The sequence below is a fragment of the Pandoraea apista genome, from assembly GCF_001465595.2.
Classification (GTDB): domain Bacteria; phylum Pseudomonadota; class Gammaproteobacteria; order Burkholderiales; family Burkholderiaceae; genus Pandoraea; species Pandoraea apista.
Genome location: NZ_CP013481.2, coordinates 1,274,074 through 1,300,819, shown reverse-complemented (window position 1 = coordinate 1,300,819; position 26,746 = coordinate 1,274,074). Strand labels below are relative to the sequence as shown.

23 protein-coding genes are annotated in these 26,746 nt (G+C 61.9%); 12 read left to right on the top strand and 11 right to left on the bottom strand.

The genetic code is table 11. The features are described from left to right. Positions 1-140: 140 nt before the first annotated feature. The 3 genes from AT395_RS06075 to AT395_RS06065 form a co-directional block, all read right to left on the bottom strand. Entirely contained in the window at positions 141-1,349 is a 1,209-nt protein-coding gene (locus tag AT395_RS06075) for a branched-chain amino acid ABC transporter substrate-binding protein (protein WP_042112633.1), read from the bottom strand. 720 nt (positions 1,350-2,069) lie between these two features. Next, positions 2,070-3,044, bottom strand: coding sequence for a 4-hydroxy-3-methylbut-2-enyl diphosphate reductase (gene ispH, locus AT395_RS06070; RefSeq protein ID WP_042112634.1), 975 nt, complete (start codon positions 3,042-3,044; stop codon positions 2,070-2,072). Positions 3,045-3,052: 8 nt separating this feature from the next. Beyond that, complete coding sequence (locus AT395_RS06065; protein ID WP_042112635.1) at positions 3,053-3,508, bottom strand: FKBP-type peptidyl-prolyl cis-trans isomerase; 456 nt, start codon at positions 3,506-3,508, stop codon at positions 3,053-3,055. Between the two features lie 159 nt (positions 3,509-3,667). On the opposite strand from AT395_RS06065, the gene radC reads away from it, so the two are divergent. The 4 genes from radC (at position 3,668) to nadB (ending at position 6,829) form a co-directional block, all read left to right on the top strand. Further along, positions 3,668-4,342: a RadC family protein gene (radC, locus tag AT395_RS06060; protein WP_048627841.1), complete on the top strand. Its 675-nt coding sequence runs from the start codon at positions 3,668-3,670 to the stop codon at positions 4,340-4,342. Between the two features lie 225 nt (positions 4,343-4,567). After that, the gene (rpmB, locus tag AT395_RS06055) at positions 4,568-4,801 is read left to right on the top strand and encodes a 50S ribosomal protein L28 (RefSeq protein ID WP_010807101.1); all 234 of its coding nucleotides are present in this window, start codon (positions 4,568-4,570) and stop codon (positions 4,799-4,801) included. 15 nt (positions 4,802-4,816) lie between these two features. Further along, positions 4,817-4,984, top strand: coding sequence for a 50S ribosomal protein L33 (rpmG, locus tag AT395_RS06050; protein ID WP_010807102.1), 168 nt, complete (start codon positions 4,817-4,819; stop codon positions 4,982-4,984). Between the two features lie 240 nt (positions 4,985-5,224). Further along, positions 5,225-6,829, top strand: coding sequence for an L-aspartate oxidase (gene nadB, locus AT395_RS06045; RefSeq protein WP_042112639.1), 1,605 nt, complete (start codon positions 5,225-5,227; stop codon positions 6,827-6,829). 116 nt (positions 6,830-6,945) lie between these two features. On the opposite strand, the gene nadC is transcribed toward nadB, so the two are convergent. From nadC to purN, 6 genes are all read right to left on the bottom strand, one after another. Continuing rightward, complete coding sequence (gene nadC / locus AT395_RS06040; protein ID WP_042112641.1) at positions 6,946-7,848, bottom strand: carboxylating nicotinate-nucleotide diphosphorylase; 903 nt, start codon at positions 7,846-7,848, stop codon at positions 6,946-6,948. Then, entirely contained in the window at positions 7,848-8,981 is a 1,134-nt protein-coding gene (gene nadA, locus AT395_RS06035; RefSeq protein WP_048627842.1) for a quinolinate synthase NadA, read from the bottom strand. Before nadA ends, nadC begins: the two co-directional genes overlap by 1 nt. Before the next feature lie 95 nt (positions 8,982-9,076). Further along, complete coding sequence (locus AT395_RS06030; protein ID WP_042112644.1) at positions 9,077-10,273, bottom strand: DesA family fatty acid desaturase; 1,197 nt, start codon at positions 10,271-10,273, stop codon at positions 9,077-9,079. Positions 10,274-10,577: 304 nt separating this feature from the next. Further along, positions 10,578-11,972 carry a mechanosensitive ion channel family protein gene (locus AT395_RS06025; protein WP_072632785.1) on the bottom strand — a complete coding sequence of 465 codons (1,395 nt, stop codon included), beginning with the start codon at positions 11,970-11,972 and terminating at the stop codon, positions 10,578-10,580. A gap of 42 nt (positions 11,973-12,014) precedes the next feature. Beyond that, on the bottom strand, positions 12,015-13,286 hold the full coding sequence (locus tag AT395_RS06020; protein WP_042112645.1) for an RsmB/NOP family class I SAM-dependent RNA methyltransferase: 1,272 nt from the start codon (positions 13,284-13,286) through the stop codon (positions 12,015-12,017). 194 nt (positions 13,287-13,480) lie between these two features. Continuing rightward, entirely contained in the window at positions 13,481-14,131 is a 651-nt protein-coding gene (gene purN / locus AT395_RS06015; protein ID WP_042112647.1) for a phosphoribosylglycinamide formyltransferase, read from the bottom strand. Positions 14,132-14,351: 220 nt separating this feature from the next. Here purN and AT395_RS06010 point away from each other — a divergent pair, with 220 nt between their 5' ends. The 7 genes from AT395_RS06010 to dut all read left to right on the top strand — a co-directional run bounded on the left by AT395_RS06010 (position 14,352) and on the right by dut (position 23,283). Next, positions 14,352-15,344: a bifunctional riboflavin kinase/FAD synthetase gene (locus tag AT395_RS06010; protein ID WP_042112648.1), complete on the top strand. Its 993-nt coding sequence runs from the start codon at positions 14,352-14,354 to the stop codon at positions 15,342-15,344. Between the two features lie 159 nt (positions 15,345-15,503). Next, on the top strand, positions 15,504-18,341 hold the full coding sequence (gene ileS, locus AT395_RS06005) for an isoleucine--tRNA ligase (protein ID WP_048627843.1): 2,838 nt from the start codon (positions 15,504-15,506) through the stop codon (positions 18,339-18,341). Then, complete coding sequence (lspA, locus tag AT395_RS06000; protein ID WP_048627844.1) at positions 18,341-18,883, top strand: signal peptidase II; 543 nt, start codon at positions 18,341-18,343, stop codon at positions 18,881-18,883. Before ileS ends, lspA begins: the two co-directional genes overlap by 1 nt. A gap of 136 nt (positions 18,884-19,019) precedes the next feature. Continuing rightward, a complete protein-coding gene (gene coaBC, locus AT395_RS05995) occupies positions 19,020-20,231 on the top strand; it encodes a bifunctional phosphopantothenoylcysteine decarboxylase/phosphopantothenate--cysteine ligase CoaBC (RefSeq protein ID WP_058375296.1) in 1,212 nt (403 codons plus the stop codon). Positions 20,232-20,451: 220 nt separating this feature from the next. Continuing rightward, the gene (locus AT395_RS05990; RefSeq protein WP_072632784.1) at positions 20,452-21,672 is read left to right on the top strand and encodes an MFS transporter; all 1,221 of its coding nucleotides are present in this window, start codon (positions 20,452-20,454) and stop codon (positions 21,670-21,672) included. Between the two features lie 54 nt (positions 21,673-21,726). After that, positions 21,727-22,767: an LLM class flavin-dependent oxidoreductase gene (locus AT395_RS05985; protein WP_048627847.1), complete on the top strand. Its 1,041-nt coding sequence runs from the start codon at positions 21,727-21,729 to the stop codon at positions 22,765-22,767. A 69-nt stretch (positions 22,768-22,836) separates the two neighbouring features. After that, positions 22,837-23,283, top strand: a complete 447-nt coding sequence (gene dut / locus AT395_RS05980) for a dUTP diphosphatase (protein WP_042112658.1) — start codon at positions 22,837-22,839, stop codon at positions 23,281-23,283. A 103-nt stretch (positions 23,284-23,386) separates the two neighbouring features. Here dut and clpA read toward each other — a convergent pair whose 3' ends face one another. Continuing rightward, positions 23,387-25,684 carry an ATP-dependent Clp protease ATP-binding subunit ClpA gene (gene clpA / locus AT395_RS05975; RefSeq protein WP_048627848.1) on the bottom strand — a complete coding sequence of 766 codons (2,298 nt, stop codon included), beginning with the start codon at positions 25,682-25,684 and terminating at the stop codon, positions 23,387-23,389. Continuing rightward, on the bottom strand, positions 25,681-25,995 hold the full coding sequence (gene clpS / locus AT395_RS05970; RefSeq protein ID WP_010807118.1) for an ATP-dependent Clp protease adapter ClpS: 315 nt from the start codon (positions 25,993-25,995) through the stop codon (positions 25,681-25,683). Before clpS ends, clpA begins: the two co-directional genes overlap by 4 nt. Positions 25,996-26,436: 441 nt before the next feature. Between clpS and cspD the strand changes: the two genes are divergently transcribed. Then, complete coding sequence (gene cspD, locus AT395_RS05965; RefSeq protein WP_010807119.1) at positions 26,437-26,643, top strand: cold shock domain-containing protein CspD; 207 nt, start codon at positions 26,437-26,439, stop codon at positions 26,641-26,643. Positions 26,644-26,746 lie beyond the last annotated feature (103 nt).

Below are 26,746 nucleotides of genomic sequence, written 5' to 3'. Positions count from 1 at the left end.
GAACTGCGGGTAATGAGGCGTAATCCTGTGTCAGGAGGGGGGCCGTGCCCGTCATGCAGGCACGGCATCGTTCCGCAGATAAAGAAACGGCACCGAACGGGTAGGCACCGGTGCCGTTTCATGGCGCAAGCGCCCGGGAGTTACATCTTCACCACGTCGAGCACGCTCTTCTTCTTGTCCTTGTAGTTGTAGAGCGTGATCACCGGTTCCTTCATGTCGCCCTTGCTGTCGAACGCGATGTGACCGATAACACCCTTGTAGTCGGTCGCCGGCATCGCTGCGAGAATCTTCGCCGGATCGGTCGAGTTGGCACGCTTCATGGCGTCGATGATCACGTTGACAGCGTCATACGTGAACGGGGCGTAGATCTGGATCGGCTGGTTGAAACGGGCTTCGTAGCGCTTCGAGAAGTCCGCACCGCCTTCCATCTTCGACAGCGCCATGCCCGCTTCCGAGCAAACGATGTTGTCGATGGCGTCGCCGGCCAGTTCGGCCACCTTGTCAGTACACACGCCGTCGCCGGCGAGCACCTTGGCACCGATACCCAGTTCCTTCGACTGCTTGGCGAACGGGCCGCCGGTCGCATCCATACCGCCGTACATGATGATGTCCGGACGCTCACCCTTGATCTTCGTCAGAATGGCGCGGAAATCCGTCGCCTTGTCGTTGGTCGCATCGTGCGAGAGCACCTTCAGGCCGTTGGCCTTCGCGGTCTTCTCGAACTCGTCGGCCAGGCCCTTGCCGTAGGCCGTTGCGTCGTCGACGATGGCCACCGACTTGGCACCCAGCGCCTTGGTGGCGTAGTTGGCCAGTGCGGGACCCTGCTGAGCGTCGGTTGCGACTACACGATAGGCAGTCTTGAAGCCCTGCTGGGTGTATGCCGGGTTGGTTGCCGACGGCGAGATCTGCACGATGCCCGCATCGCTATAGATCTTCGATGCCGGAATCGTCGTACCGGAATTCAAGTGACCCACCACAGCGACGACCTTTTCGTCGACGAGCTTCTGGGCAACCTGCGTTGCGGTCTTCGGATCGGCGGCGTCATCTTCGGCCACCAGTTCCAGCTTGACCGGTTTGCCGTCGATGGTCAGGCCAGCCTTATTGGCCTCTTCAATGGCCAGGCGTGCACCATTTTCGTTATCTTTGCCCAAGTGAGCAATTTGGCCCGTCAGCGGTGCAACGTGCCCGATCTTAATTACAACCGCATCGCCGCCCCCGCTGGCGGCAGTCGTCGCGGCAGGTGCAGAAGCGGCACCCGAATCGGCCTGCTTTTCTTCCTTCTGACCGCAGGCCGCCAACAGCGTCACTGCGGCGACTACGGGCAGTACCTTCGCGAACTTGAGTTGCATTTGATTATCTCCTGATTGTCGGCGGTTTAATAACGCCAAAAACGCCAATTCGATGTTTCGTATGCGAAACGCGCGCATTGTAACTCCATTCTTTGCGGCTGCGACGCCCGACGCCACAGGGTTTTCCATAATGGAGGACTAAGGTTTTATACCGACTTGTGCAACCCTAACTTTTCAAAAGCGCAACCCCGGATTTGTTAAAAGTTTTACGCACTCGGGCGCACCAGCCCGAGCGGCCTCATGGTGCAACCGATGCACCATTAATGGGCTTTACCGCCACATCAAGCTAATAAGCAATTAGCGTGCCTGTACCAATTTGAGCAGTTATTCTAATTAAGTGGGTATATAAATAATTAGATTCCGGAAAACCGGAAAGCCCAGCTTCAACCCAATTCTTTATTCGTTGAATTAATAATTGATGCCATTGGTTTTGACTGATAAGACATCAAAAAGAAGGAAAATTGGTATGCGTATTTTTAGCAAAAAACTACAAACAAATGCACAAATGCCGCAGTCAATTTCGCTGCATGAAGTGACTGGGAAGGAGACCGGAGATCCGTTGCATGGCCGGCGTGAGGTCAGGCGGCGACGGGAGATATGCGCAAAAGGGCAGGAACGGGAATGAGGCAATAAAAAAACCGGGGCCGCACGATGCGACACCCGGTTTGTGAGCCATGCGGCGTTGCCGCTGGCCTGTTGGTCTGGTTGCGCGGACGGCGCTTAGCCGACTGCGACCTGTACGAGCCCTTTGGGCAGCGGGAAAGCAATGTTTTCTTCCACGCCGTCGAGTACCTTGACCTGATTGACGCCCAGTTCGCGCAAACGCGACACGATCGATTGCGCCAGCACTTCCGGCGCCGAGGCGCCCGCCGTCACACCGATGCGGCGCTTGCCGTCGAACCACTCCGGCTTGAGCTGATCGGGCGAGTCGACCATATAGGCCGGCACGCCCATCTTTTCGGCGACTTCACGCAGGCGATTCGAATTGGAACTGTTCGGGCTGCCAACGACCACAACCACGTCGCACTGCGGCGCCATGAATTTCACGGCGTCCTGGCGGTTCTGCGTCGCGTAGCAGATGTCCTGCTTCTTCGGCTCGGTAATTCGCGGGAAACGCTTCTTGAGCGCGTTGATAACTTCGGCAGCGTCGTCGACCGACAGCGTGGTCTGCGTCACGTAGGCAAGCTTATCCTCGTTCGCGACCTGTAGTGCCAGCACGTCCTCAATCGTCTCGACGAGGAACATGCCCTCGCCCGACTGGCCCATCGTGCCTTCCACTTCCGGGTGGCCCTTGTGGCCGATCATGATGATCTCGAGCCCCTGGCTGCGCATCTTCGCGACTTCGACGTGCACCTTCGTGACGAGCGGGCAGGTCGCATCGAAAATACGCAGACCGCGAGCTTCTGCCTCGGTACGCACCGCTTGCGACACACCGTGCGCGCTGAAGATCAGCGTGTTACCCGGCGGCACGTCCGTCAGTTCCTCGACGAAAATCGCGCCCTTCTTGCGCAGGTTTTCGACCACGTACGCGTTGTGCACGATCTCGTGGCGCACATAAATCGGCGCGCCGTACATCGTCAGTGCGCGCTCGACGATCTCAATGGCACGGTCAACGCCCGCGCAAAAGCCACGCGGCTGAGCCAGCAGAATTTCCGCATCCGACAATGTCGGTGCTACGACTTGGGTGGCGCTCATTTCGATTCCTACAGAATGCCGATAATCTGAACCTCGAACACGATCGGCTGGCCGGCCAGCGGATGGTTGAAGTCGAACAATGCCCAGCCGTCGCCCAGTTCGCGCAGGATGCCCGCATAGCGGCCACCGCTTGGCGCGTTGAACTCGACCAGATCCCCAACGCTATATGCTTCGCCGAAGTTGCTGTTTTCCTCCAGCGTCTTCATCGAGACACGTTGCAACAGTTCCGGATTGCGCGGGCCGAAGGCCTGCTCGGGCGCCAGTTCGACCCGGCGCCTCTCCCCCACCGCCATGCCCAGCAGCGCTTGCTCCAGTGTCGGGGCCATCTGGCCGCCACCGAGTTGCAGCGTCGCCGGTGTGCCTTCAAACGTGTTGACAATATCCGCGCCGTCGGGCGCAGCGATCCGATAGTGGAGCGTCAGATAGGAATCGTCTTGAACCACGGGGGTTGCAACAGAACTCATGGGGGTCTCACAGCAAGGTCAAGCTAATATTGTAAATGACGTCGCGTTGCGCGTCCGGCTCCCCGGCAAAGCCGCCCCGATTTTTTCGGTCGGCGGCAGTGTTCCATATTAGTGGCACCCGCGATCATGCGCGTGGCTGTGCCCGGTTCAGGAGTCGTCATGTCCATCGCTCAATGGCCGCTCGCCGAGCGCCCCCGTGAAAAAATGCTGGCCCGAGGCGCCAACGCACTGTCCGATGCCGAATTGCTGGCAATTTTGCTTCGCACCGGCTCGCAAGGCCGCAATGCCGTCGATCTTGGGCGCGAATTACTTGCCCGCAGCGGATCGCTCGCCCGGTTGCTCTCCATGCCCTTCGAGAGTTTGCGCCAGATCCCCGGACTGGGGCAGGCCAAATGCCTGCAATTTCAGGCCGCGCTCGAAGTCGCGCGCAGAATGCTCGGGGAAGGATTGCAGTCGGGCAGCCTGCTCGATTCCCCAGCCCGAGTACGCGACTATCTGCGTCTCACATTACAGGACCGCTCCCGCGAGCGCTTCGCCTGCCTGTTTCTCGACGCCGCCCACCGGCTTGTCAGTACCCGGGTGATGTTCGAGGGCACGCTGACGCAAACCTGCGCGTATCCCCGGGAGATCGTGCGCGCCGCACTCGATGTCCATGCCGCAGCCGTCATCGTCGCGCACAATCATCCTTCCGGGGTCCCTACCCCGAGTGCAGCGGACCTGGCGCTGACCCGGCAGTTGGGCGACGCCCTCGCCTTGCTCGAGATTCGTCTGCTGGACCATTTCATCGTGGCCGGCGATAGCGTGTACTCGCTTGCCGAGAACGGCGGTCTGTGATGGCTTACAACAACATTTGCCCAAGATTTCGGCGTTCGGGTCGCGTTCGCGTATTGCTTGCGCTATAATCCGTCCCTTCCCCGAATCTCCGACAGACGTTTCCCGCCAGGGACTCGCATCCTAATCACTAAAGCGATTGATTTGTCTGGGATTTTTGTGGTATCATCGCGGTCTGTCTTTTCGACTCACCTTTTTTTACACAGAATTCTGGGTTAGGAGTGCTTCATGGCACGCGTATGTCAAGTGACCGGGAAAGCGCCGATGGTCGGCAACAACGTTTCCCACGCCAACAACAAAACCAAGCGCCGTTTTCTCCCGAACTTGCAAAATCGCCGGTTCTGGGTTGAAAGTGAAAACCGCTTTGTTCGTCTTCGTATTTCGCGAGCTGGCCTGCGCCTGATCGACAAGAACGGTATCGATGCCGTTCTGGCAGATCTGCGTTCGCGTAACGCAGTCTAAGTTTAGGAGCTCATCATGGCAAAAGGCGCTCGCGACAAGATCAAGCTGGAATCGACCGCAGGTACGGGTCATTTCTATACGACCACCAAGAACAAGCGTACCCATCCGGAAAAGATGGAAATCAGCAAGTTCGATCCGGTGGCTCGTAAGCACGTGCCCTACAAGGAAACCAAGATCAAATAAGATCAACAGGTTTTCTCGTAGCAGTCCGCTGCTGCGTTCGATACCCCGCCAATGGCGGGGTTTTTCATTTGGGCGTCCCGAAATCTGCGGCGCTACGCTATGCGTAGTCACGCAAGACACAATTTCATCGAAGTGCGCATAGGGTCGTGTGTCACGCGCGTATTGACTCGCTATACTGGCTCACCTCCATAACAAGAATCGCGTCCACCTTGCGAGGCGATTCCAGAGACAGCGCGTATCATGAATTTCGATGTCGTCATTGTCGGCAGCGGGCTAGCCGGCCAATCGGTTGCCCTGCATCTGGCCAGTACCTGCCGGGTGGCACTGGTCGCCAAACGTCCAATGCCAGAAGGCGCAAGCGACTGGGCGCAAGGCGGCATCGCCGCCGTACTCGACTCGACCGACAGCGTCGACGAGCATGTTGCCGACACGCTCATTGCCGGCGCAGGCCTGTGCGACGAAGCGGCCACGCGATTCATCGTCGAACACAGCCGTGAAGCCATCGAGTGGCTCATTGCGCAAGGCGTGCCGTTCACGCGTGACGACGCCGCCGAACTCGGCTTCCATCTGACGCGCGAAGGCGGTCACAGCCACCGGCGTATCATCCACGCGGCCGACGCCACCGGACACGCCGTGATCGCCACGCTCACCGAGCGCGTTCGCCAGCACCCGAACATCACGCTCTTCGAGAATCATTTTGCGGTCGACCTGATCACCTCGGATCGTGCCGACGCCGCGCCGACTGCCGGACGTCATTGCCAAGGGCTGTATGTTCAGGATCTCGGCACCGGCGAAGTCCACGCCATGACGGCCCGGCATACTGTGCTGGCCACCGGTGGCGCGGGCAAAGTCTATCTGTACACCACGAACCCCGACACCGCGACTGGCGACGGAATCGCCATGGCATGGCGCGCCGGCTGCCGTATCGCGAACATGGAGTTCATACAGTTTCACCCGACCTGCCTCTATCACCCGTATGCCAAATCCTTCCTGATTACGGAAGCCGTGCGCGGCGAAGGGGGACGTCTGGTGTTGCCGGATGGCACGCGCTTCATGCTGCAACACGACCCGCGCGCCGAATTGGCACCGCGCGACATCGTCGCCCGCGCCATCGACTTCGAGATGAAAAAGCACGGCCTGGACTGTGTGTATCTCGACATCAGTCATCAAAGCCCTGAATTCCTGCGGGAGCATTTCCCTACGATTCTGGCGCGCTGCGCCGAACTGGGCATCGACATCACGAAGCAGCCGATCCCGGTCGTGCCGGCTGCGCACTATACGTGCGGTGGCATCGTCACCGATATGCATGGCCGCACCGACTTGCCCGGACTCTACGCGGTGGGCGAAGCCACCTATACCGGTCTGCATGGCGCCAACCGGCTTGCCAGCAATTCGTTGCTCGAATGCCTCGTGCTTGGCAAAGCCGCTGCGGAGGATATTCAGCACGGCGAGTCGGCGCATCCCGGCGCCACCGACGTTCCCGCATGGGACGAGAGTCGCGTCTCGGACGCCGATGAGGAAGTCGTGGTCGCGCATAACTGGGACGAATTGCGCCGCATGATGTGGAATTACGTCGGCATTGTGCGTACGACCAAGCGGCTCGAGCGTGCCCAGCATCGAATTGCCCTGCTGCGCGAAGAAATCGCCGAGTACTACGCAAATTTCCGCGTAAGCCGCGACTTGCTCGAGTTACGAAATCTCGTCGACGTAGCGTCGCTGATCGTCGACAGCGCGCTGGATCGTCATGAGAGCCGAGGGCTGCACTTCTCACGAGACTTTCCGGACACCCTGCCGAAGGCACTGCCGACAGTGCTGTCGCCCGCATTGCCGCGACGCGTTCGCTAATCTCCGATCGCCGGCAATCCGGCGCCGGCGGCACATCACTCAGGCAAACAAAAGGCCGCGGGCTTTACCCCGCGGCCTTTGATTTTCTGCTCACCGGCGTGAACGAATCGCTTCGCTTAGCCGACCGTCTCCAGAATCCGCATGGAGAAATCAGTGGCACGAACGTCCTTGGTGAGTCCGCCCACGGAAATCCGGTCAACACCCGTCTCGGCAATCGCACGCAGCGTTTCCAGATTGATGCCGCCCGACGCCTCCAGCACAGCCCGGCCATCGGCAACGCGGGCTGCTTCACGCATCATTTCCAACGTGAAGTTATCGAGCAAAATCGACGTCGCGCCGCACTCAAGCGCCGTTTCCAGTTCCTCCAGCGACTCCACCTCGATCTGCACCGGTGCACCCTCCGAGAGACGGTCGGCGTTCGCCAGCACCTGACGAATGCCTCCGGCGGCAGCGATGTGATTTTCCTTGATGAGAATGCCGTCGTAGAGCGCAAGGCGTTGGTTCGCCCCACCGCCCACACGGACCGCGAACTTCTGCGCGAGACGCAGTCCCGGCAGCGTCTTGCGGGTATCGAGCACGCGCGCCTTCGTCCCCTCAACGATATCGGCATAGCGGCGCACCGCCGTCGCCACACCGGAGAGCAACTGGAGGAAGTTCATCGACGTGCGCTCGCCTGTCAACAACGCGCGCGCCGGCCCGTAGATATCGCATACGGCCGAATCGGGCGACATGCGGTCACCTTCGCGGTAGTGCCATTGCACACGGACTTCCGCACTCACGCCCTTCATGCAGCGCTCGAACCAGCGCACACCGCACAGCACCGCCGATTCACGCACGATGATGCGTGCATGCGCCATTTCGTCGGACGGCACGAGAAGGCCAGTCAGATCACCGCTGCCGATGTCTTCGGCGAGCGCATCACGCACGTTGCGCGAGAGCGCCGCTTCGAGCGGTTCACCGAACGCGGCGAAATCCGGGGAGAGCGCCTCGTCGGTGCTCAGTGTTTTGGGTTGCGTCATTATGCGGGACCTACACCGGCAAACAGCGCGCCGTCGCGCGCGAAATCACCGCTGGCGCGCACGTTCTGCTTGCGCGCTTCAGCGAACTTCAGCATACGGTCGATGCAGGTGTGGGCACGACGGCCGATCTCTGCATCGACATGAATTTCATTACGCTCCGACGCCAGCACGTCCGCCAGATTCTGAAGGCTGTTCATCGCCATCCACGGGCAATGCGCGCAGCTCTTGCACGTGGCGCTGTTGCCAGCCGTTGGCGCTTCAATGAAACGCTTGCCCGGCGCAGCGGCGCGCATCTTGTGCAGAATGCCGTTGTCCGTGGCAACAATGAACTCGGTGGCGTCCATCGTCTGCGCGGCCGCAATCATCTGCGACGTCGAACCGACCACATCCGCTTGCTCCACGACGGAAGCGGGCGACTCTGGGTGCACCAGCACCTTGGCATTCGGAAACTCGCGGCGCAGCAACGCTAGCTCAGTGCCCTTGAATTCGTCGTGCACCAGGCAAGCGCCTTGCCACAGCAACATATCGGCGCCCGTCTGTTTCTGGACGTAACTGCCCAGATGGCGATCCGGCGCCCAGAGAATTTTCTTCCCCTGCGCATGCAGATGAGCCACGATTTCGAGCCCGATGGACGAAGTGACCATCCAATCGGCGCGGGCCTTCACTGCGGCACTCGTATTCGCGTAGACGACGACCGTCCGGTCGGGGTGCGCATCGCAGAATGCGGCGAATTCGTCGGCGGGGCAGCCCAGATCGAGCGAACAGGTCGCGTCAAGATCCGGCATCAAAATGCGTTTTTCGGGACTGAGAATCTTCGAGGTCTCGCCCATGAAGCGCACACCGGCCACCACGAGCGTCTTGGCCGAGTGATCGCGACCGAAACGCGCCATTTCCAGAGAGTCGGCCACGCAGCCGCCAGTCTCTTCGGCGAGGTCTTGTAAATCGGCGTCGACGTAATAATGGGCCACCAGCACGGCGTTCTGCTCCACGAGCAGACGCTTGATCCGGGCCTTGAGCTCGGTTCGCTCCTCCGGCGACGGCGCATCCGGGACACGCGCCCAGGCATGGGCAACGCACGTGGCGCCGCTGGGTGCGGGGCGCTCGAATTCTACGGATTTGAGTGAGGCATTCATTTTCGCTTGGCCCGTGGGTAGGCCTGGGAATGACAAAACCCCGCCGTGGCGGGGTTTCGATTATGCGTCAAAAACGGATTTCCGGCTTAGCCCGTTCACGCGTAGCGGCGCAAACGCGAAGCGAATTCCTGCAACGCGTGAATGCCGCTTTGCTCCGCACGGTGGCACCAGTTCTGCAACTGGCTCAGAAGCTGCTCGCGCGAGGCGTTCGAACGCTCCCAGATACCGGCCAGTTCGCGACGCAGTTCGTAGTATGTCTTCACCGCATTGCTGTGCGCAAAAATCTCGCCCAGTTGTTGCTTTTGCGGCTCTTGCAGCGAGGCTTCGTCGTGATGCAGCCACTTGCGCGCGCCACGGAACAACTGATACTCACCATGCTGACGCTTATCCTTGAAGCGCGCCAGCTCCTGACCATATGCACGCTTGAAGGTCTTGGCGTAACGCTCCATGACTTCATAACGGTTCGAGAGCACGGCCTGCAATGTGTCCTCGTCGCAAGCGGCCTTGTTCTTCGCAAGCTTCGGCGTCGGCGCGATCTTCTTCACCTTGGCCAGCCCCGCCATCGACAACAAACGAATGTACATCCAGCCGATATCGAACTCGTACCACTTGTTCGACAGCTTGGCCGACGTAGCGTAGGTGTGGTGATTGTTGTGCAACTCTTCACCACCGATGATGATGCCCCACGGCAGCAGGTTCGTTGACGCGTCTGCGCAGTTGAAGTTGCGGTAACCCCAGTAGTGGCCCAGACCGTTGACGACCCCTGCAGCCCAAAACGGAATCCACACCATCTGCACGGCCCAGACGGTCAGCCCGATAGCGCCAAACAGCGCGATATCGATGATCATCATCAAGCTCACGCCCAGAATCGGGTAACGGCGATAGACGTGATTCTCGAGCCAGTCGTTCGGCGTGCCGTGGCTGAACTTGCGAATCGTTTCTTCGTTCTTCGCTTCGGCGCGATACAGCTCGGCGCCCTCGGCGAGCACCTTCCACAAACCGCGCGTTTGCGGGCTATGCGGATCTTCCGGCGTTTCGCACTTGGCGTGGTGCTTGCGGTGGATGGCAGCCCACTCGCTGGTGACCATGCCCGTGGTCATCCACAGCCAGAAACGGAAAAAATGGGCAACGATCGGGTGCACGTCGAGGGCGCGGTGCGCCTGGCAACGGTGCAGGTAGATCGTAACGGCGGCAATCGTCACATGGGTGACGGCCAGCGTGAACAACGTGATCTCCCAGCCGCTCCAGTCGAGCAGGCCGTTAGAGATAAATCCAAGGAGACTGTCCAGCAAAATATCACTCCAAACTAATCAATACGGTAGCAATCACGGCAACACTGCCGTGTCTTGTCTTGTCGGGCCGATGCGGCATCGATAGCCGTCGCGTCAGGTCTCGTTCTTACGCTCGCTTGACGCTTGGATTCGCTGGAGATCGGCAAGTTGCTGAATGCCGGGGCGAGATAGGCGGAAAACGTGCCGGTGAACGTCGGTTTGTTATTGGTTTGCCCAGCATTTTACCTGACGGACTGTCGCCCGTGTGTCGCCTGTCCGCCACGCATTTTGTCGCAGGTCAACCCTCAGCACTGGGCAAAACGGTCTACGAAGGCTTCTTCTCACTGTCTTCTGCCTGTGGTAGCGGGGGTTTCGGGGTTTCCGCCGGCAAATCAGGACGATCAACGCTTGCGACGGGGACGCCGTCAGCCCAATCATTCAGAATGCGTATTTCGCGCTGTGCATACGGAATTTCAATACCATGTTCGCGAAAACTGCGCCAAATCCGCATATTTATCGCTGATCGGATAGCCCCGCTGCCTTGGGCCGGATCTTGCACCCAAAAACCCATTTCGAGATCCATCCCATCGGCACCGAAGTTGAGCAGCAAGGCTGACGGTGCCGGGTCCGTCAACACCCGGGGAATGTCCTCTGCCGCTTTGAGCATCAGCGACATCGCCAACTCCACGTCGGCGCTATAGGCCACCTGAACATTCACTTTGGCCCGCCCGCGCGTCTCGGTGAACGAGTGGTTCTGCACCACATTCGTCACGAGTTGCTCATTCGGCACCAGCGCTTCCACGCCGTCCAGCCCACGAACGACCGTATAACGTGTGTTGATCTGTGAAACGGTGCCGTGATACGGGCTGATCGTAATCAGGTCGCCGATGCGCACCGAACGGTCGAGCAAGATAATGAAGCCCGAGACAAGATTCGATGCAATCTTCTGCAAGCCGAAACCTAACCCCACGCCCAGCGCACCGCCGAACACCCCGAGTACGGTAATGTCGATGCCGACGAACGACAGCGTCGCGAGCACGGCAATCAGCGTCAGCACGCCCTTGACCAGCCGCGACATCACGACTTTCAGATTGCCGTCGAGCGTGGTCGTGCGCATGATCCGATCTTCGATCAGCGATCCGACCCACATCGCCAACACGAGCGTCACGCCGACCCAGAGCAGGCCGGAGAGAATCGACAGCAACGTGAGATGGCTCGAGCCGACCGCAAAACGCACACTGGCCAGCCAATTGAGGATATCGTCGTGCACGCCCAGCACGTAGGCGAACATCGACAACCAGGCAAACGCCGTGAACACGCGCTCGAAGACTTTCAGCAGCCCGTAGGCTTGCGGCGACGACGCAAACAGCCGCCGCGCGAAGTAGAACGCCAGATAAATCAGCGCGGTGCCGAATAGCGGCACTTCGGCCAACCGCAGCAGCGAAACACGCATGTGCTCCTGAAGCACCACACGCGTGAGTGCCACGCACATCCAGCCGAACATGGGGAAGAACGAGCGGCGCAGGCTCGAAGAGCCCGCCCGGCGTGATGGCGCGACACGCTCGAAATGACGGTCGAGCCGGCCGATCATCCAGCGCCGCAGCACCAAGGCGACGGCGAGCGCCGCCACCAGCGCCACAATCTGCCAGATGATCTGCGGGTCGCCGAAGTCGCGAACGACATCCCGCACCAACTTCGCGAAAGCCGGACTTTCCTGCATCGCTATCTCTCTTCTTGTTGTTAGCTGACGCCCAGAATCGACTTAGGCCGGACGACGCTCGAACACGGCGGCAAAAAAGCCGTCGGTCGCATTGCGGTTCGGCAGCAGTTCGAGATACTTGCCCGTATCGAGGTCGATCTTCTGCGCAGCAAGCAACTCGTTCGCCGGCAACAGGACGAAATCGGGATGCGCAGCCGCAAACGCCTCGGCAATGGCACTGTTCTCTTCGGTCAGCAGACTGCACGTAGCGTACACGAGACGACCGCCCACCTTCACCAGCCGGGCTGCGCTGGCGAGAATCGACGCCTGCTTCTGCGTGAGTTCCTGAACCGATTGCGGCGACTGACGCCACTTCAGATCCGGATTGCGGCGAAGCGTGCCAAGCCCGCTGCACGGTGCATCGACCAGCACGCGATCGATCTTGCCCGCGAGGCGCTTGATCTTGCTGTCGTTCTCGCTGTCGATCATTACCGGATAGACGTTCGACAGGCCACTGCGCGCCAGACGCGGCTTGAGCTTGGCCAGACGCTTCTCCGAAATGTCGAACGCATACAAGCGGCCCGTGGAACGCATTTGCGCCCCTAGCGCGAGCGTCTTGCCGCCAGCCCCGGCGCAGAAGTCGACAATCATCTCGCCACGGCGCGGTGCGACCAGTTGGCACAGCAACTGACTGCCCTCGTCCTGCACCTCGATGGCCCCCGACATGAACAACGGGTGCTTCTGCAGCGCCGGCTTGCCTGACAGACGAATGCCATTGGGCGCAAACGGCGTCGCTTCGGCCGAGAAACCGTCTTCGCGCAGCTTCGCGAGGACATCGTCGCGATTGGCCTTGATCAGGTTCACGCGGCAATCGAGCGGCGCGGGCTGATTCAGCGCGGCGGCGAGCGCCTCGAGTTCGGCGCCATCGAACCGCGCGGCCAGCCGCTCGTAGAGCCATTCCGGCAAATTGGTGCGCACGCGTGCGGACAGGCTTGCCGGATCGATCTGACCGACGTGTTCGAGCCATGTGACTTCATCGGGCGTTGCCACCAGTTGCACCGACGCCAGACCGCGCGTGAACGCCAGCCCGAGTAGCGCCAGACGGCGTTCCAGCGGCCCGGAGCCGCTCCCGGCATGCTGACCGAATTCGAGCTTGCGGCGCAGAATGGCGAAAACCGTCTCGGCCAGCACACCCCGCTCGCGGTGGCCCAGCTTGGCGTTGGCACGGAAGTACGTGCTAACAAGCGTGTCGGCCGGGCCGCTGAACGTCAGCACACTGCCCAGCAGGCGTTGGGTGTGTTCGAAGAGCGCCGGCGACAGATGCTCGCCGCGCATGCGGGCCGTCTCGGCGGGCGGGGCCTCCGGGCGGCGATCGTTGCGGGACCGGTCGTAGCGGTCAGGCCGGACGTAGCGCTCCTGGCGCTCTCCCGGCTGCCCCCCCTTGGACGGCTGGCGGTTATCGGTGGATCGGCCGCCGGAGCGGTGACCGGTTTGATTGGCGCCATCGCGGCGCTGTGTCGGGCGGGTGCTCATGCGTCCTCACCAAAAAGCCATTGCGGATCGGGCGTGCCGTCGGCCGCGGGAGTCACCGTCACGCGGCCATCGGCCACGACCAGACGGTCTTCCACGAACCAGCGCACGGCGCGCGGATAAATAACGTGTTCCAGCGGCAGAATGCGCTCGGCCAGTGTCTCGGGCGTGTCCCCCGGGCGCACCGGCACTGCGGCTTGCAGCACGTACGGGCCGTGATCCAGCTCGGCCGTCACGAAATGCACCGTGGCGCCTACGACCTTGCATCCGGCTTCCAGTGCGCGGGCGTGCGTTTGCAGCCCTGGGAAAGCAGGCAGCAGCGACGGATGGATGTTGATGAGCCGGCCGGCGTATCGCTCGGTGAATTCCGGGGTAAGAATGCGCATGAAACCGGCGAGTACTACCAGATCGGGCTGGTGACGGTCGATCTCGGCGGCGAGTTCGGCATCGAATGCTTCGCGGGACTTGCCACGGCTGGGCACCACGGCGGTGGCGATACCGTTTTCCTGCGCGAACCCAAGCCCCTCGGCCTCGGGGCGATTGGCAATGATGGCGGCCACGCGGGCCGGCCAGCCTTCTGCGGTACAGGCCCGGACGATGGCTTGCATGTTGCTGCCTCGACCGGAAATCAGGATGACAATGTTCTTCATCGCCGGATTTTATCATTGGCGCGGCGCACCAGACACCCGATCCGCGCCGCGATGGCCCCGAAGCGTTTATAATTCAACGTTCTGCGGCGCCGCAATGTCGGATCGGCCGTCCTGCGCACCGGGCCCCGCCCGCCATCGCAGGCCGCCGGGTCCCATGGCTGTGCCGCACGGTTCATCCACCAACGCTCACTCAACGTCCTGTACTGACGCTTCCTTTATCGTGCGAGTCTTCCGGGGTCTACCCAACGCGCAAAGCAAAGCGCCCTGCGTGCTGACGATCGGCAATTTCGACGGCGTGCATCTGGGCCACCAGGCACTGCTCGCGCGCGTGCGCGCCGCAGCGGCTGCGCGCGGCCTGCCAGTGTGCGTAATGACCTTCGAGCCGCATCCCCGCGAGTACTTCATGCCCGACCGGGCGCCCGCGCGCATTTCCAATCTGCGCGACAAGTTCGAGGCGCTGCGCTCACAAGGGGTCGACCGGCTGGTGGTGGAGCACTTCAACGCCCATTTCGCGGGTCAGTCGCCAGAAGACTTCGTTCGCAACATCATCGTCGACGGCCTGCACACTCGCTGGCTGCTCGTAGGCGACGACTTCCGCTTCGGCGCGAAACGCGCGGGCGACATCGACTATCTGCGCGACGCCGGACGCCGTTTCGACTTCGTCGTCGAACAGATGCCGACCATCGCGCACGACGGCGTACGCATTTCCAGCTCGGAAGTACGCGCCGCGCTTGCCGACGGCAACTTTGAGCGCGCCCACGCGCTGCTCGGCCGTCCGTATGCCATTACCGGTCACGTTGTGCACGGCATGAAGCTCGGCCGCAAGCTGGGCTTCCCCACGCTCAATCTGCGCATTGCCCACAAACATCCGGCCCTCACGGGCATTTTCGTGGTGCAGGTGCATGGTCTGGCCGATAAACCGCTGCCCGCCGTCGCCAGTCTGGGCCTGCGCCCGACAGTCGACGATTCCGGGCGCGTGCTGCTTGAAGTGCATCTGCTCGACTTCTCGGGCGACTGCTACGGCAAGCTGGTGCGTGTGGAATTTTTGCAGAAGCTGCGCGACGAAGCCAAATTCGACGGTCTGACCGAACTCGAAGCGGCCATCGCGCAGGACACGCGCGAGGCTCGCGCCTACTTCGCCCACGCGCTCGACGCCAATGGCCCGAGCGCGCGACGCGACTTCGCCACCTCGGCTACCGACCGAATTAGTTGATCTTCGCCCGCGTGCGCCGGCGCCCAGCGCCTCGCGCGCGGCCCGCCTGCGCCACTGGCACCTGCCCGGGCGTTGCACCTCGCGGCCCACAAGGCCAGACGTCAACGCCACCGGCGCGAGCGCCCCACACCCGACATTCCAAATTCGTAGCGACGCACCATGAGCGAAAAGAAAGCACCGAGCAAATATCCCGTCAACCTGCTGGACACACCGTTCCCGATGCGCGGCGATCTGCCCAAGCGCGAACCGCTGTGGGTCAAGCAATGGCAGGAAAAGAAGATCTACGACAAAATCCGCGCCGCCAGCAAGGGCCGGCCGAAGTTCATCCTGCATGACGGCCCGCCGTATGCCAACGGTGACATTCACCTGGGCCACGCGGTCAACAAGATCCTCAAGGACATGATCGTCAAGGCGCGCAGCCTCGCGGGCTTCGACGCTGCCTATGTACCGGGCTGGGACTGCCACGGCATGCCGATCGAAATCCAGATCGAAAAGCAGTTCGGCAAGCATCTGCCGGTGCGCGAAGTGCAGGAAAAGGCGCGCGCCTATGCGGCCGAACAGATCGAGCGCCAGAAGCCCAACTTCAAGCGTCTGGGTGTGCTCGGCGACTGGGACAATCCGTACAAGACCATGAACTTCTCGAACGAGGCGAACGAGCTTCGCGCGCTGGCGAAGATCATGGAGAACGGCTACGTCTACCGCGGCCTGAAGCCGGTCAACTGGTGCTTCGACTGCGGCTCGGCACTCGCCGAAGCGGAAGTCGAGTACAAGGACAAGACCGATCTGGCCATCGACGTCGGCTTCGCGTTCGCCGAGCCGGAGAAGGTCGCAAAGGCCTTCGGCCTGGCGAAACTGCCGCGTGACGACGGTCACATCGTCATCTGGACGACCACCCCGTGGACGATCCCGTCGAATCAGGCGCTCAACGTCCACCCGGAAGTCGAATACGCGCTGGTCTCGACCGAGCGCGGCCTGCTGATTCTCGCGACCGAGCGCGTGGAAGACTGCCTGAAGACGTACGGCCTGCATGGCGAAATCATCGCCCGCACGAAGGGTGAAGCGCTCTCGCTGATCCGCTTCCGTCACCCGCTCTCGACGGCCGACGCCGGTTACGAGCGCACCTCGCCGATCTACCTCGGCGACTACGTGACGACCGACACCGGTACCGGTATCGTCCACTCGGCCCCGGCCTACGGCGTGGAAGACTTCGTGTCGTGCAAGGCGCACGGCATGGCAGACGCCGACATCCGCATGCCGGTGCTGGGCGACGGGCGTTATCAGGACAGCCTGCCGCTGTTCGGCGGGCAGTCGATCTGGGACGCCAACCCGCAGATCGTCGAAGCCTTGCGCGAGGCCGGCACGTTGTTCCACTCGTTCAAGTACACGCACAGCTACATGCATTGCTGGCGCCACAAGTCGCCGATCATCTATCGCGCCACCAACCAGTGGTTCGCCGGCATGGACGTCAAGCCCGCCGATGACGCACCCGGCGACGGCAAGACGCTGCGCGAGATCGCACTTGCCGGCATCGAGGCGACCGAGTTTTTCCCGGCGTGGGGCAAGCAGCGTCTGCACAACATGATCGCGCACCGCCCGGACTGGACGCTCTCGCGTCAGCGCCAATGGGGTGTGCCGATGGCGTTCTTCGTGCACAGGGAAACCGGCGCGCTGCACCCGCGCACCCTGGAACTGCTCGAAGCCGTTGCAAAGCGCGTGGAAACCGAGGGCATCGAAGCGTGGCAAACGCTCGACCCGGTGGAGCTGCTCGGCGACGAAGCCAAGGATTACGTGAAGAACCGCGACACGCTCGACGTGTGGTTCGATTCGGGCACCACGCACTGGCACGTCCTGCGCGGCTCGCACGCGCACGAGCTGGGCTTCCCGGCCGACCTGTATCTGGAAGGCTCGGATCAGCACCGCGGCTGGTTCCACTCGTCGCTCCTCACGGCCTCGATGATCGATGGCCGCCCGCCGTACAAGGCGCTGCTCACGCACGGCTTCACGGTCGACGGTCAGGGCCGCAAGATGTCGAAGTCGATCGGCAACACGATTCTGCCGCAGGACGTTGCCGACAAACTCGGTGCCGAAATCATTCGCCTTTGGGTGGCGTCGACCGATTACTCGGGCGAGTTGTCGATCTCGGACGAGATCCTCAAGCGCGTGACCGAAGGCTATCGCCGTATCCGCAACACGCTGCGCTTCCTGCTCTCGAATCTGGCCGATTACGACCACGCGAAGCATGCGCTGCCGGCAGACCAATGGCTGGAAATCGACCGCTACGCCGTGGCGTTGGCACAGTCGCTGCAAACCGAAGTGCTGGGTCACTATGACCGCTACGAGTTCCACCCGGTCGTGGCCAAGCTCCAGACGTTCTGCTCAGAAGATCTCGGCGGTTTCTATCTCGATATCCTGAAAGACCGCCTGTACACGAGTGCGCCGGACGCCCCGGCACGCCGCGCCGCGCAGAACGCGCTCTATCACATCACGCACGGCCTGCTCAAGCTCATGGCACCGTTCCTGTCGTTCACGGCAGAAGAAGCGTGGCAAGTGTTCCAGCCGGGCAACGACACGATCTTCACCGAGACGTACTACGCCTATCCGGAGGTTGCGCAAGGCACGCGTTTGCTCGAGAAGTGGTATCTGCTGCGCGCGGTGCGCGGCGACGTCACCAAGGCGCTCGAAGAGGCACGGGCCGCCGAACAGATCGGCTCGTCGTTGCAGGCGGAAGTCGACGTGCGTGTCTCCGGCCGCAAGTTCGACGTGCTGGCAAGCCTCGGCGACGATCTGCGCTTCGTGCTGATCACGTCGGCGGCCAAGGTCACGCAAGTCGCAACCGAGGCCGAGGAAGGCGTGGTCGTCACCCCGTCGTCGCATCAGAAGTGCGAGCGCTGCTGGCACTATCGTGAGGACGTGGGTGCAGACCCCGCCCACCCGACCCTTTGCGGGCGCTGCGTGTCGAATCTGTTCGGCAGCGGCGAACACCGGAGCGCGGCATAATGGCAAGCAAAGCAGGCGCCCGTACGGGCGCACGACGCAGCAACAACGGCGGCGCTCGCGGGGGCGCCGCATACGGCCTGACGCCGTGGCTCGGGATCGCGATCGTTGCAATCCTGCTGGATCAGGTCACCAAGCTCACGATTCTGAAGACGTTCCAGTACGGCGAATTCCGTCCGCTGACTTCGTTCTTCAATCTGGTGCTGGTGTACAACAAGGGCGCGGCGTTCAGCTTTCTGGCGGCCGCAGGCGGCTGGCAGCGCTGGTTCTTCACGCTGCTTGGCATTGTCGCGGCAACCGTCATCATCTGGCTGCTCAAGCGTCATAACGGCCAGAAGATGTTCTGCCTGTCGCTGTCGCTGATTCTCGGCGGCGCGCTGGGCAACGTGATCGATCGGGTGATCTACGGTCACGTGGTCGACTTTCTGGACTTTCACGTCGGCGGCTGGCATTGGCCGGCGTTCAACGTGGCCGACTCGGCCATTTGTGTGGGCGCGGTGCTGCTGGTGATCGACGAGCTGCGACGCGTGCGGCGCGGTAAATAGCGCACCCGGCAACCGGCCGCAGCATCTGCGGCGCGATTCGCCCCACGCTGCCACGGCGCGTGTTGCGAATTCGCAGGCACACACCGTCGCGGCGCCCCTGAGGCGCCGCGCGGTACTTTGGAGGAGGCATTTCCCTATGGAACGCGGTGAACTGGCGGGCAAGACCATCGTTCTGGGCCTGACGGGCGGCATCGCCTGCTACAAGTCGGCTGAACTCACGCGCTTGCTCATCAAAGCCGGCGCGACGGTGCAGGTCGTCATGACCGAGGCCGCCACGCAATTCATCACGCCGCTCACGATGCAGGCGCTCTCGGGGCGGCCGGTGTTCACGAGCCAGTGGGACAATCGCGTCGATAACAACATGGCGCACATCGACCTCTCGCGCGAGGCCGACGCCATCGTCATCGCGCCCGCCTCCACCGACTTCCTCGCCAAGCTCGCGCACGGCATGGCCGACGACCTGCTCTCCACCCTGTGTGTGGCACGCGACTGTCCGCTGCTGGTGGCACCCGCGATGAACCGTCAGATGTGGGCCAACCCGGCGACCCAGCGCAATGCCGCAACGCTGCGCGGCGACGGTGTCACGATCCTCGGCCCCGACAGCGGCGACCAAGCGTGTGGCGAAATCGGCGACGGGCGCATGCTCGAGCCGGAAGATCTCTTCGAAGCCCTCGCAGGCTTCTTCCAACCGAAACGTCTCGCCGGACGCCGTGTGCTGATCACCGCCGGCCCGACCTTCGAGCCGATCGACCCGGTGCGCGGCCTGACCAATCTTTCCAGCGGCAAGATGGGTTTCGCGCTCGCGCGTGCCGCCGCGCAGGCGGGTGCCGACGTACATCTGGTTGCTGGCCCGACATCGCTCGCCACGCCCTACGGCGTGACGCGCAGCAACGTGCAGACGGCGCAGCAGATGTACGACGCCGTGATGGCCGACGTGGCGCACAACGACATCTTTATCGCGGTGGCCGCCGTGGCCGACTGGCGTGTGCGCGAAGTGGCGCGCGACAAGATCAAGAAGACCGGCGACGCCGACGTGCCGACGCTGGCGTTCGTGCAGAATCCCGACATTCTTGCCGCCGTGGCCCAGTTGCCGAAGCCGCCGTATTGCGTGGGCTTTGCCGCCGAGTCGGGCGATCTGGAAACGCACGGTGCGCAAAAGCGCCAGCGCAAACAAGTGCCGCTGCTCGTCGGCAATCTCGGTCCCGCCACCTTCGGGCAAGACGACAACGAAGTCATTCTCTTCGACGCTGCCGGACAGAAACGTCTGCCACGCGCCGACAAGCAATCGCTCGCCCGCAGCCTGATCGTCGAAATCGCCGCGCGGCTCCCCTCGCGTGCGCCCGGCTGACACACGCTGCGGCACATAGCCCCCTCGGCGTTCCGTCTGTCATCGTTGTTGTCCGGCAACGCTGGCAGACTGGCAGGAATGACTGGAATGGCCGATTCGCTACCCGACCGAATCGGCGCGTAGCGGCCTCACAGCATCGAAGCATCACGGCATCACGGCGTCATGACCCGGCGCCTTCAGCCTTTCGGCCCTTGGGCCATCGCACACGATAACAATCAAGATGACGCAACCTCCTACGACCGCCCGGCCGGCCGTCAGTGTCTACGGAACACTGAGCATGCTCGCGGCGATCATGTTCTTCGGTTTCATGACGATCGGTATGCCACTGCCCGTGCTGCCGGTCTACGTCCATGAAACGCTCGGCTTCGGGTCTTTCGTGGTCGGTGTGACCATTGGTATCCAATCGGTCGTCACGCTGTTGCTGCGCTCCTACGCCGGGCGCACCGTCGACACGCGTGGCCCGCGCCGCGCAGTGCTCTCCGGCCTTTGCGGCTGCGCTGCGGCAGGTGTGCTGTATCTCGTGGCGTCGATGGTGCCTGACCCTACACTCGCACTGGGCATCCTCATCGCCGGGCGTGTGGTGCTCGGCTTCGGCGAAAGCCTGATGCTCACCGGCGGCATGTCGTGGGGCATTGGGCTGCTCGGTGCCAAGCACGCGAGCAAGGCCATTTCGTGGCAGGGCGTGTCGATGTACACCGCGCTCGCCACCGGCGCCCCGTTCGGCGCCTACTTGCTGGAATCGGCGGGTTTTACCGTTGTCTCGCTCGTGAACATCGGCCTGCCCGCCGTGGCGTTTGCGATTGCGCTGCGTCTGCCGGCAGCCGCCCCGGTGGGCGGGCATCGTCTGCCGTTCCTGCGCGTGGTGGGCCTGGTGTGGCGTCCGGGTCTGGCCATGACGCTGGGAAGCATCGGCTACGCTGTCATCGCAGCGTTCATCACGCTTTACTATGCGAGTCACGGCTGGACGGGTGCCGCGTATGCGCTCACGCTTTACAGCGCCTGCTTCATCGGCATGCGGATTTTGCTCGCGCATGCGGTCGATCGCTTCGGTGGACGCCGCGTCGCCATGTGTTCGCTGGTCTTCAGCGCCATGGGGCAATTCCTGCTGTGGGGTGCGATAAGCCCGCAGATGGCCCTCGCCGGCGCGGGGCTGACCGGCGTGGGCTTCTCTCTCGTCTTCCCCGCCCTGGGCGTGGAGGCACTGCGACAGGTGCCGCCGCAGAATCGCGGCGCGGCGCTGGCCGCTTACTCGGCGTTCTTCGATCTGGCGCTCGGGCTGATCGGGCCGATGGCCGGACTCGTCGCCAACTTTTTTGGCTATGCCTCGATCTTCCTGTGTGGTGCGCTAGGCGGCATCGTGGCCATTCTGATGATTGCGCGCCTGCCGCATGCAGGCCCGGGCACAGCACCGGCAGACACGTCTGCCGGAAGCGGCCACTGATTTTCAAGACTATGTGTCGACGGAAGGTCATCGTCGATCTGGAGCATTGCACTCATGGCGCAAACGTCTTCTGCACGCATCAAACTGTCTGTCCTCGATCAGACGCCAGTGATTCACGGCCATAGCGTGGCAGACGCCATCGCGGCAACCGTTGAGCTGGCACAAGCCGCCGACGATCTCGGCTATACGCGCTACTGGTGCGCCGAGCACCACGGCTTGCGCGGTGTGGCGAACCCCGCGCCGGAAGTGATGATTGCACGGCTGGCCAGCGTAACAAAGCGCCTGCGGGTCGGCTCTGGGGGCGTGATGCTGCCGTACTACAGCCCGTTCAAGCTGGCCGAACAATTCCTGATGCTCGAAGCGCTGTTTCCGAATCGCATCGACCTCGGTGTCGGCCGCGCCCCCGGCGGTGACATGCGCACGGCACGCGCCGTCGCGAAAGGGCCTTACGACGCCGGCGAGCACTTCCCGCAACAAGTCGCCGAATTGGCGGGACTCTTTGGCGACACGCTGGCCGACGATCATCCGTATCGCGGCGTGCTGCTGCAACCGGCAGTACAAACGCGTCCGGAGTTGTGGGTGCTGGGTTCGAGCGAGTTCGGCGGCCTGCTCGCCGCGCAGCTTGGCCTGCGCTACTGCTTTGCTCACTTCATCAACGCGCATTACGGCCATCGGGTCACGCAGGCGTATCGCGAGCGCTTCACGCCGGGCCAGTTGGAGAAGCCCTACTGCTCGGTGGCGCTCTTCGTCATCTGCGCCGATACCGATGCCGAGGCCGAAGCGCTCGAGGCCGGTGTCGATTTACGCCGCGTGCAGATGGCATACGGTATGAACGAGCCGATCCCGAGCATCGAACAGGGTGCCGAGGCGAAGCCACAGTATCGCGAGCGGGAGTTGTCGGTCATTGCGCGCGAGAAGCCGCGTAGTATCATCGGCACCCCGGAGCGCGTCACCGAGCGCGTGATGGCATTGCAGGAACAGTTCGAGGCCGACGAAATCGTCGTGTTGACGGTGGCCGGCAGCTACCGCGCCCGTTTGCGTTCCCACGAATTACTCGCGCAGGCGTTCTCGCTGCGCGCCGACGATAGCGCCTGAGCGCGCCGGACTTCCTGCATACCTGACCGAATTTTCGACCGATTACGCCCTTTCCAACGCCATAACGCCATGAAACTCGACGTCAAGATTCTCGACGAACGCCTGCGCTCGCAGTTGCCCGCCTACGCCACGCCGGGCAGCGCCGGGCTCGATCTGCGCGCGTGCCTCGACGCACCGCTGACCATCGCACCGGGCCAGACCGTGCTCGTACCCACGGGGTTGGCGATCCACCTGGCCGATTCGGGCTACGCCGCGCTGATCCTGCCGCGCTCGGGCCTGGGTCACAAGCATGGCATCGTGCTGGGCAATCTGGTCGGGCTGATCGACTCGGATTATCAGGGCCAGTTGATGGTCTCGACCTGGAACCGCGGCAACGAGCCCTTCGTGCTGAACCCGTTCGAGCGGCTCGCCCAATTGGTGATCGTGCCGGTCGTGCAAGCCGAATTCAATGTCGTGGATGAATTCCCCGAAAGCGATCGTGGTGCAGGCGGGTTCGGCAGCACCGGCAAGCACTGAGGTCACCCGGCGGGTTCAACACCCACCCCCATGAAAAAAGCGCCGCATGAAGCGGCGCTTTTTTATTGCAGCGAGACATTGGGACAACGAGATGTCCCGACGCTTACTCGACTTCGGCAGCTTCCGGCTGCGCGCGGGTATTGCCGTCCTCGGGGAAGGACAGTTGCACCTGATCGTTCTCGTCCAGATCCACCGTGACACGGCCACCGCTGGTCAGACGGCCGAACAGCAATTCGTCGGCCAGTGCACGACGAATCGTGTCCTGAATCAGACGCTGCATCGGACGCGCGCCCATGAGCGGATCGAAGCCTCGCTTCGCCAGGAAAGCGCGCAGCTTGTCGCTGAAGACCACTTCGACCTTCTTCTCGTGCAGTTGGTCTTCCAACTGGATGAGGAACTTGTCGACCACGCGCAGGATGATCTGCTCGTCGAGCGGCTTGAAGCTGATGATCGAGTCCAGGCGGTTGCGGAACTCCGGCGTAAACATGCGCTTAATGTCGGCCATTTCATCGCCGGCCTGACGCTCGTTCGTGAAGCCGATGCTCGCACGGTTGATCGTTTCGGCGCCCGCGTTGGTCGTCATGATGATGATGACGTTACGGAAATCTGCCTTGCGACCGTTGTTGTCGGTTAGCGTGCCGTGGTCCATCACCTGAAGCAGCACGTTGAAGATGTCCGGATGCGCCTTCTCGATTTCGTCGAGCAACAGCACGCAGTGCGGCTTCTTCGTGATGGCCTCGGTCAGCAAACCGCCCTGATCGAAACCGACATAGCCCGGCGGCGCGCCAATCAAACGGCTTACCGCGTGGCGCTCCATGTACTCCGACATGTCGAAGCGAATCAGTTCGATGCCCAGCGTGAACGCGAGTTGCTTGGCAACTTCGGTCTTGCCGACACCGGTCGGTCCCGAGAAGAGGAACGCGCCGATCGGCTTGTCCGTCTTGCCCAGCCCGGCACGCGACATCTTGATCGCGGCGGACAGCGCGTCGATGGCCGGGTCTTGCCCGAACACCACGCTCTTGAGGTCGCGGTCGAGTGTCTGAAGCTTGCCGCGATCGTCTGCCGACACGCTTTGCGCCGGAATACGGGCAATCTTCGAGACGATCTCTTCGATCTCGCCCTTGCCGATCGTCTTCTTCTGCTTGGACTTCGGCAGAATGCGCTGAGCGGCACCGGCTTCGTCGATCACGTCGATCGCCTTGTCCGGCAGGTGACGGTCGGTAATGAACTTCGCCGACAGCTCGGCCGCTGCCGAGAGCGCGCTCGACGAGTACTTCACGCCGTGGTGCTCTTCGAAACGCGACTTCAGACCGCGCAGGATCTGCACCGTCTGCTCGACGGTCGGCTCGTTCACGTCGATCTTCTGGAAGCGGCGCGACAGGGCGGCATCCTTTTCGAAGATGCCGCGATACTCGGTGAAGGTCGTGGCGCCAATGCACTTGAGCTGCCCCGACGACAACGCCGGCTTGAGCAGGTTCGAGGCATCGAGCGTGCCGCCCGACGCTGCACCCGCTCCGATGAGCGTGTGAATTTCGTCGATGAACAGGATCGCGTTGTTGCGCTCCTTGAGTTCCTTGAGCACGGCCTTCAGGCGTTGCTCGAAGTCACCGCGATACTTGGTACCGGCGAGCAGCGCGCCCATGTCCAGCGAGTAGACCGTGGCGTCTTGCAGAATCTCGGGCACTTCGCCGCGCGTAACGCGCCAGGCGAGCCCCTCGGCGATGGCCGTCTTGCCCACGCCGGCTTCGCCGACGAGCAGCGGATTGTTCTTACGGCGGCGGCACAGCACCTGCACCACGCGCTCGACTTCCGACTCGCGCCCGATGAGCGGATCGATCTTGCCGTCGCGCGCCATCTGGTTGAGGTTCTGCGTGTACTGCGCGAGCGGGCTTTCCTTGGTGTTGGCGCCCTCTTCGCCCTCGGCACTGCCCTCGCCGGCCTTGGCCGACTCGCCGGACGCACCGGTCTTGGTAATGCCGTGAGAGATGAAATTGACAACGTCCAGACGCGTCACGCCCTGCTGTTGCAGGTAGTAGACGGCATGGGAGTCCTTCTCGCCAAAAATGGCGACCAGCACGTTAGCACCCGTGACTTCCTTCTTGCCGTTGGAAGTGGATTGCACATGCATGATGGCACGTTGAATCACACGCTGGAAACCGAGCGTGGGCTGTGTGTCGACCTCGTCGCTACCTGGCACCGTCGGCGTATTGTCGGCGATGAAGTTGCGCAGGTTCTGCCGCAAATCGTCGAGATTTGCCGCGCAGGCGCGCAGCACTTCGGCAGCGGTCGGGTTATCCAAAAGGGCCAGCAGCAGGTGCTCGACCGTAATGAATTCATGTCGTGCCTGGCGCGCTTCCATAAACGCCATGTGCAGGCTGACTTCCAATTCCTGGGCAATCATGCTTCCTCCATCACGCACTGCAGCGGGTGCCCGGACTGCCTTGCATGGCTAACAACTTGCTCAACTTTGGTCGCCGCGACGTCGCGCGTAAAGACCCCACAAACTCCCCTGCCCTCACGGTGAACCTTGAGCATGATCTGCGTTGCAGACTCCCGGTCCTTATTAAAATATTCCTGAATGACCATCACCACGAATTCCATCGGGGTGAAATCGTCGTTCAACAGTACCACCTTGTACATCGATGGCGGCTTGAGCTGCTGCTCTTGCCGCTCCTGTACGGTGTCGTCATGCGTTGTCGGTAAGGTTGCCATACGTGGATTCTAAACAACTCCCGGGTGCAGGAAGCAATCGGAGCCCCTATTGCCGCCTGCCGTCCGGTTCTCCACCGGAATGCCAACACTCGTCGTTTAGCGCGTGCGTTGTCCAGCAAGGCGCCGCAGCCCCGACCATCGGGGGTGCCACACCCATATGAGTCAGCTTAACCCAAATTTCAAGAGCGTGTCTCAGCACCCCTTATACCCTCCGAGATATAAGGGTAAAACCTGATCGAACACAACTTCTATCGTTCAAAAAGGGCTTGACACTATTGGCAGTTAGCGAAAACAATCATCGTGGCGCTTTTCCTCTATAAGTGTTTTAAAAGAAAAGATGCCTGGGTGAGCCTAAGAAGCCGCCGCCAGCCGGCGGGTTTTTCAGATGTGCTCGTTGTTGCGGTGATATGTAGTAGTCGTAATTGTTTAGGGGAAGTTTGTATGGCAACCGGTACGGTCAAATGGTTTAACGATGCCAAGGGTTTTGGTTTCATCACGCCGGATGAGGGTGGCGAAGATCTGTTCGCTCACTTCTCGGCGATCCAGATGAACGGTTTCAAGACCCTCAAGGAAGGTCAGAAGGTGCAGTTCGAGGTCGTTCAAGGCCCGAAGGGCAAGCAGGCTTCGAACATCCAGGCGGCTGCCTGAGAGTAGCGCCGTTCGACGCATTGGAAACCCGGCTTCGGCCGGGTTTTTTATTGCGCCGCAACAATACACGCACCATAGTGAAACATTTTGGATCCTTTTTTGA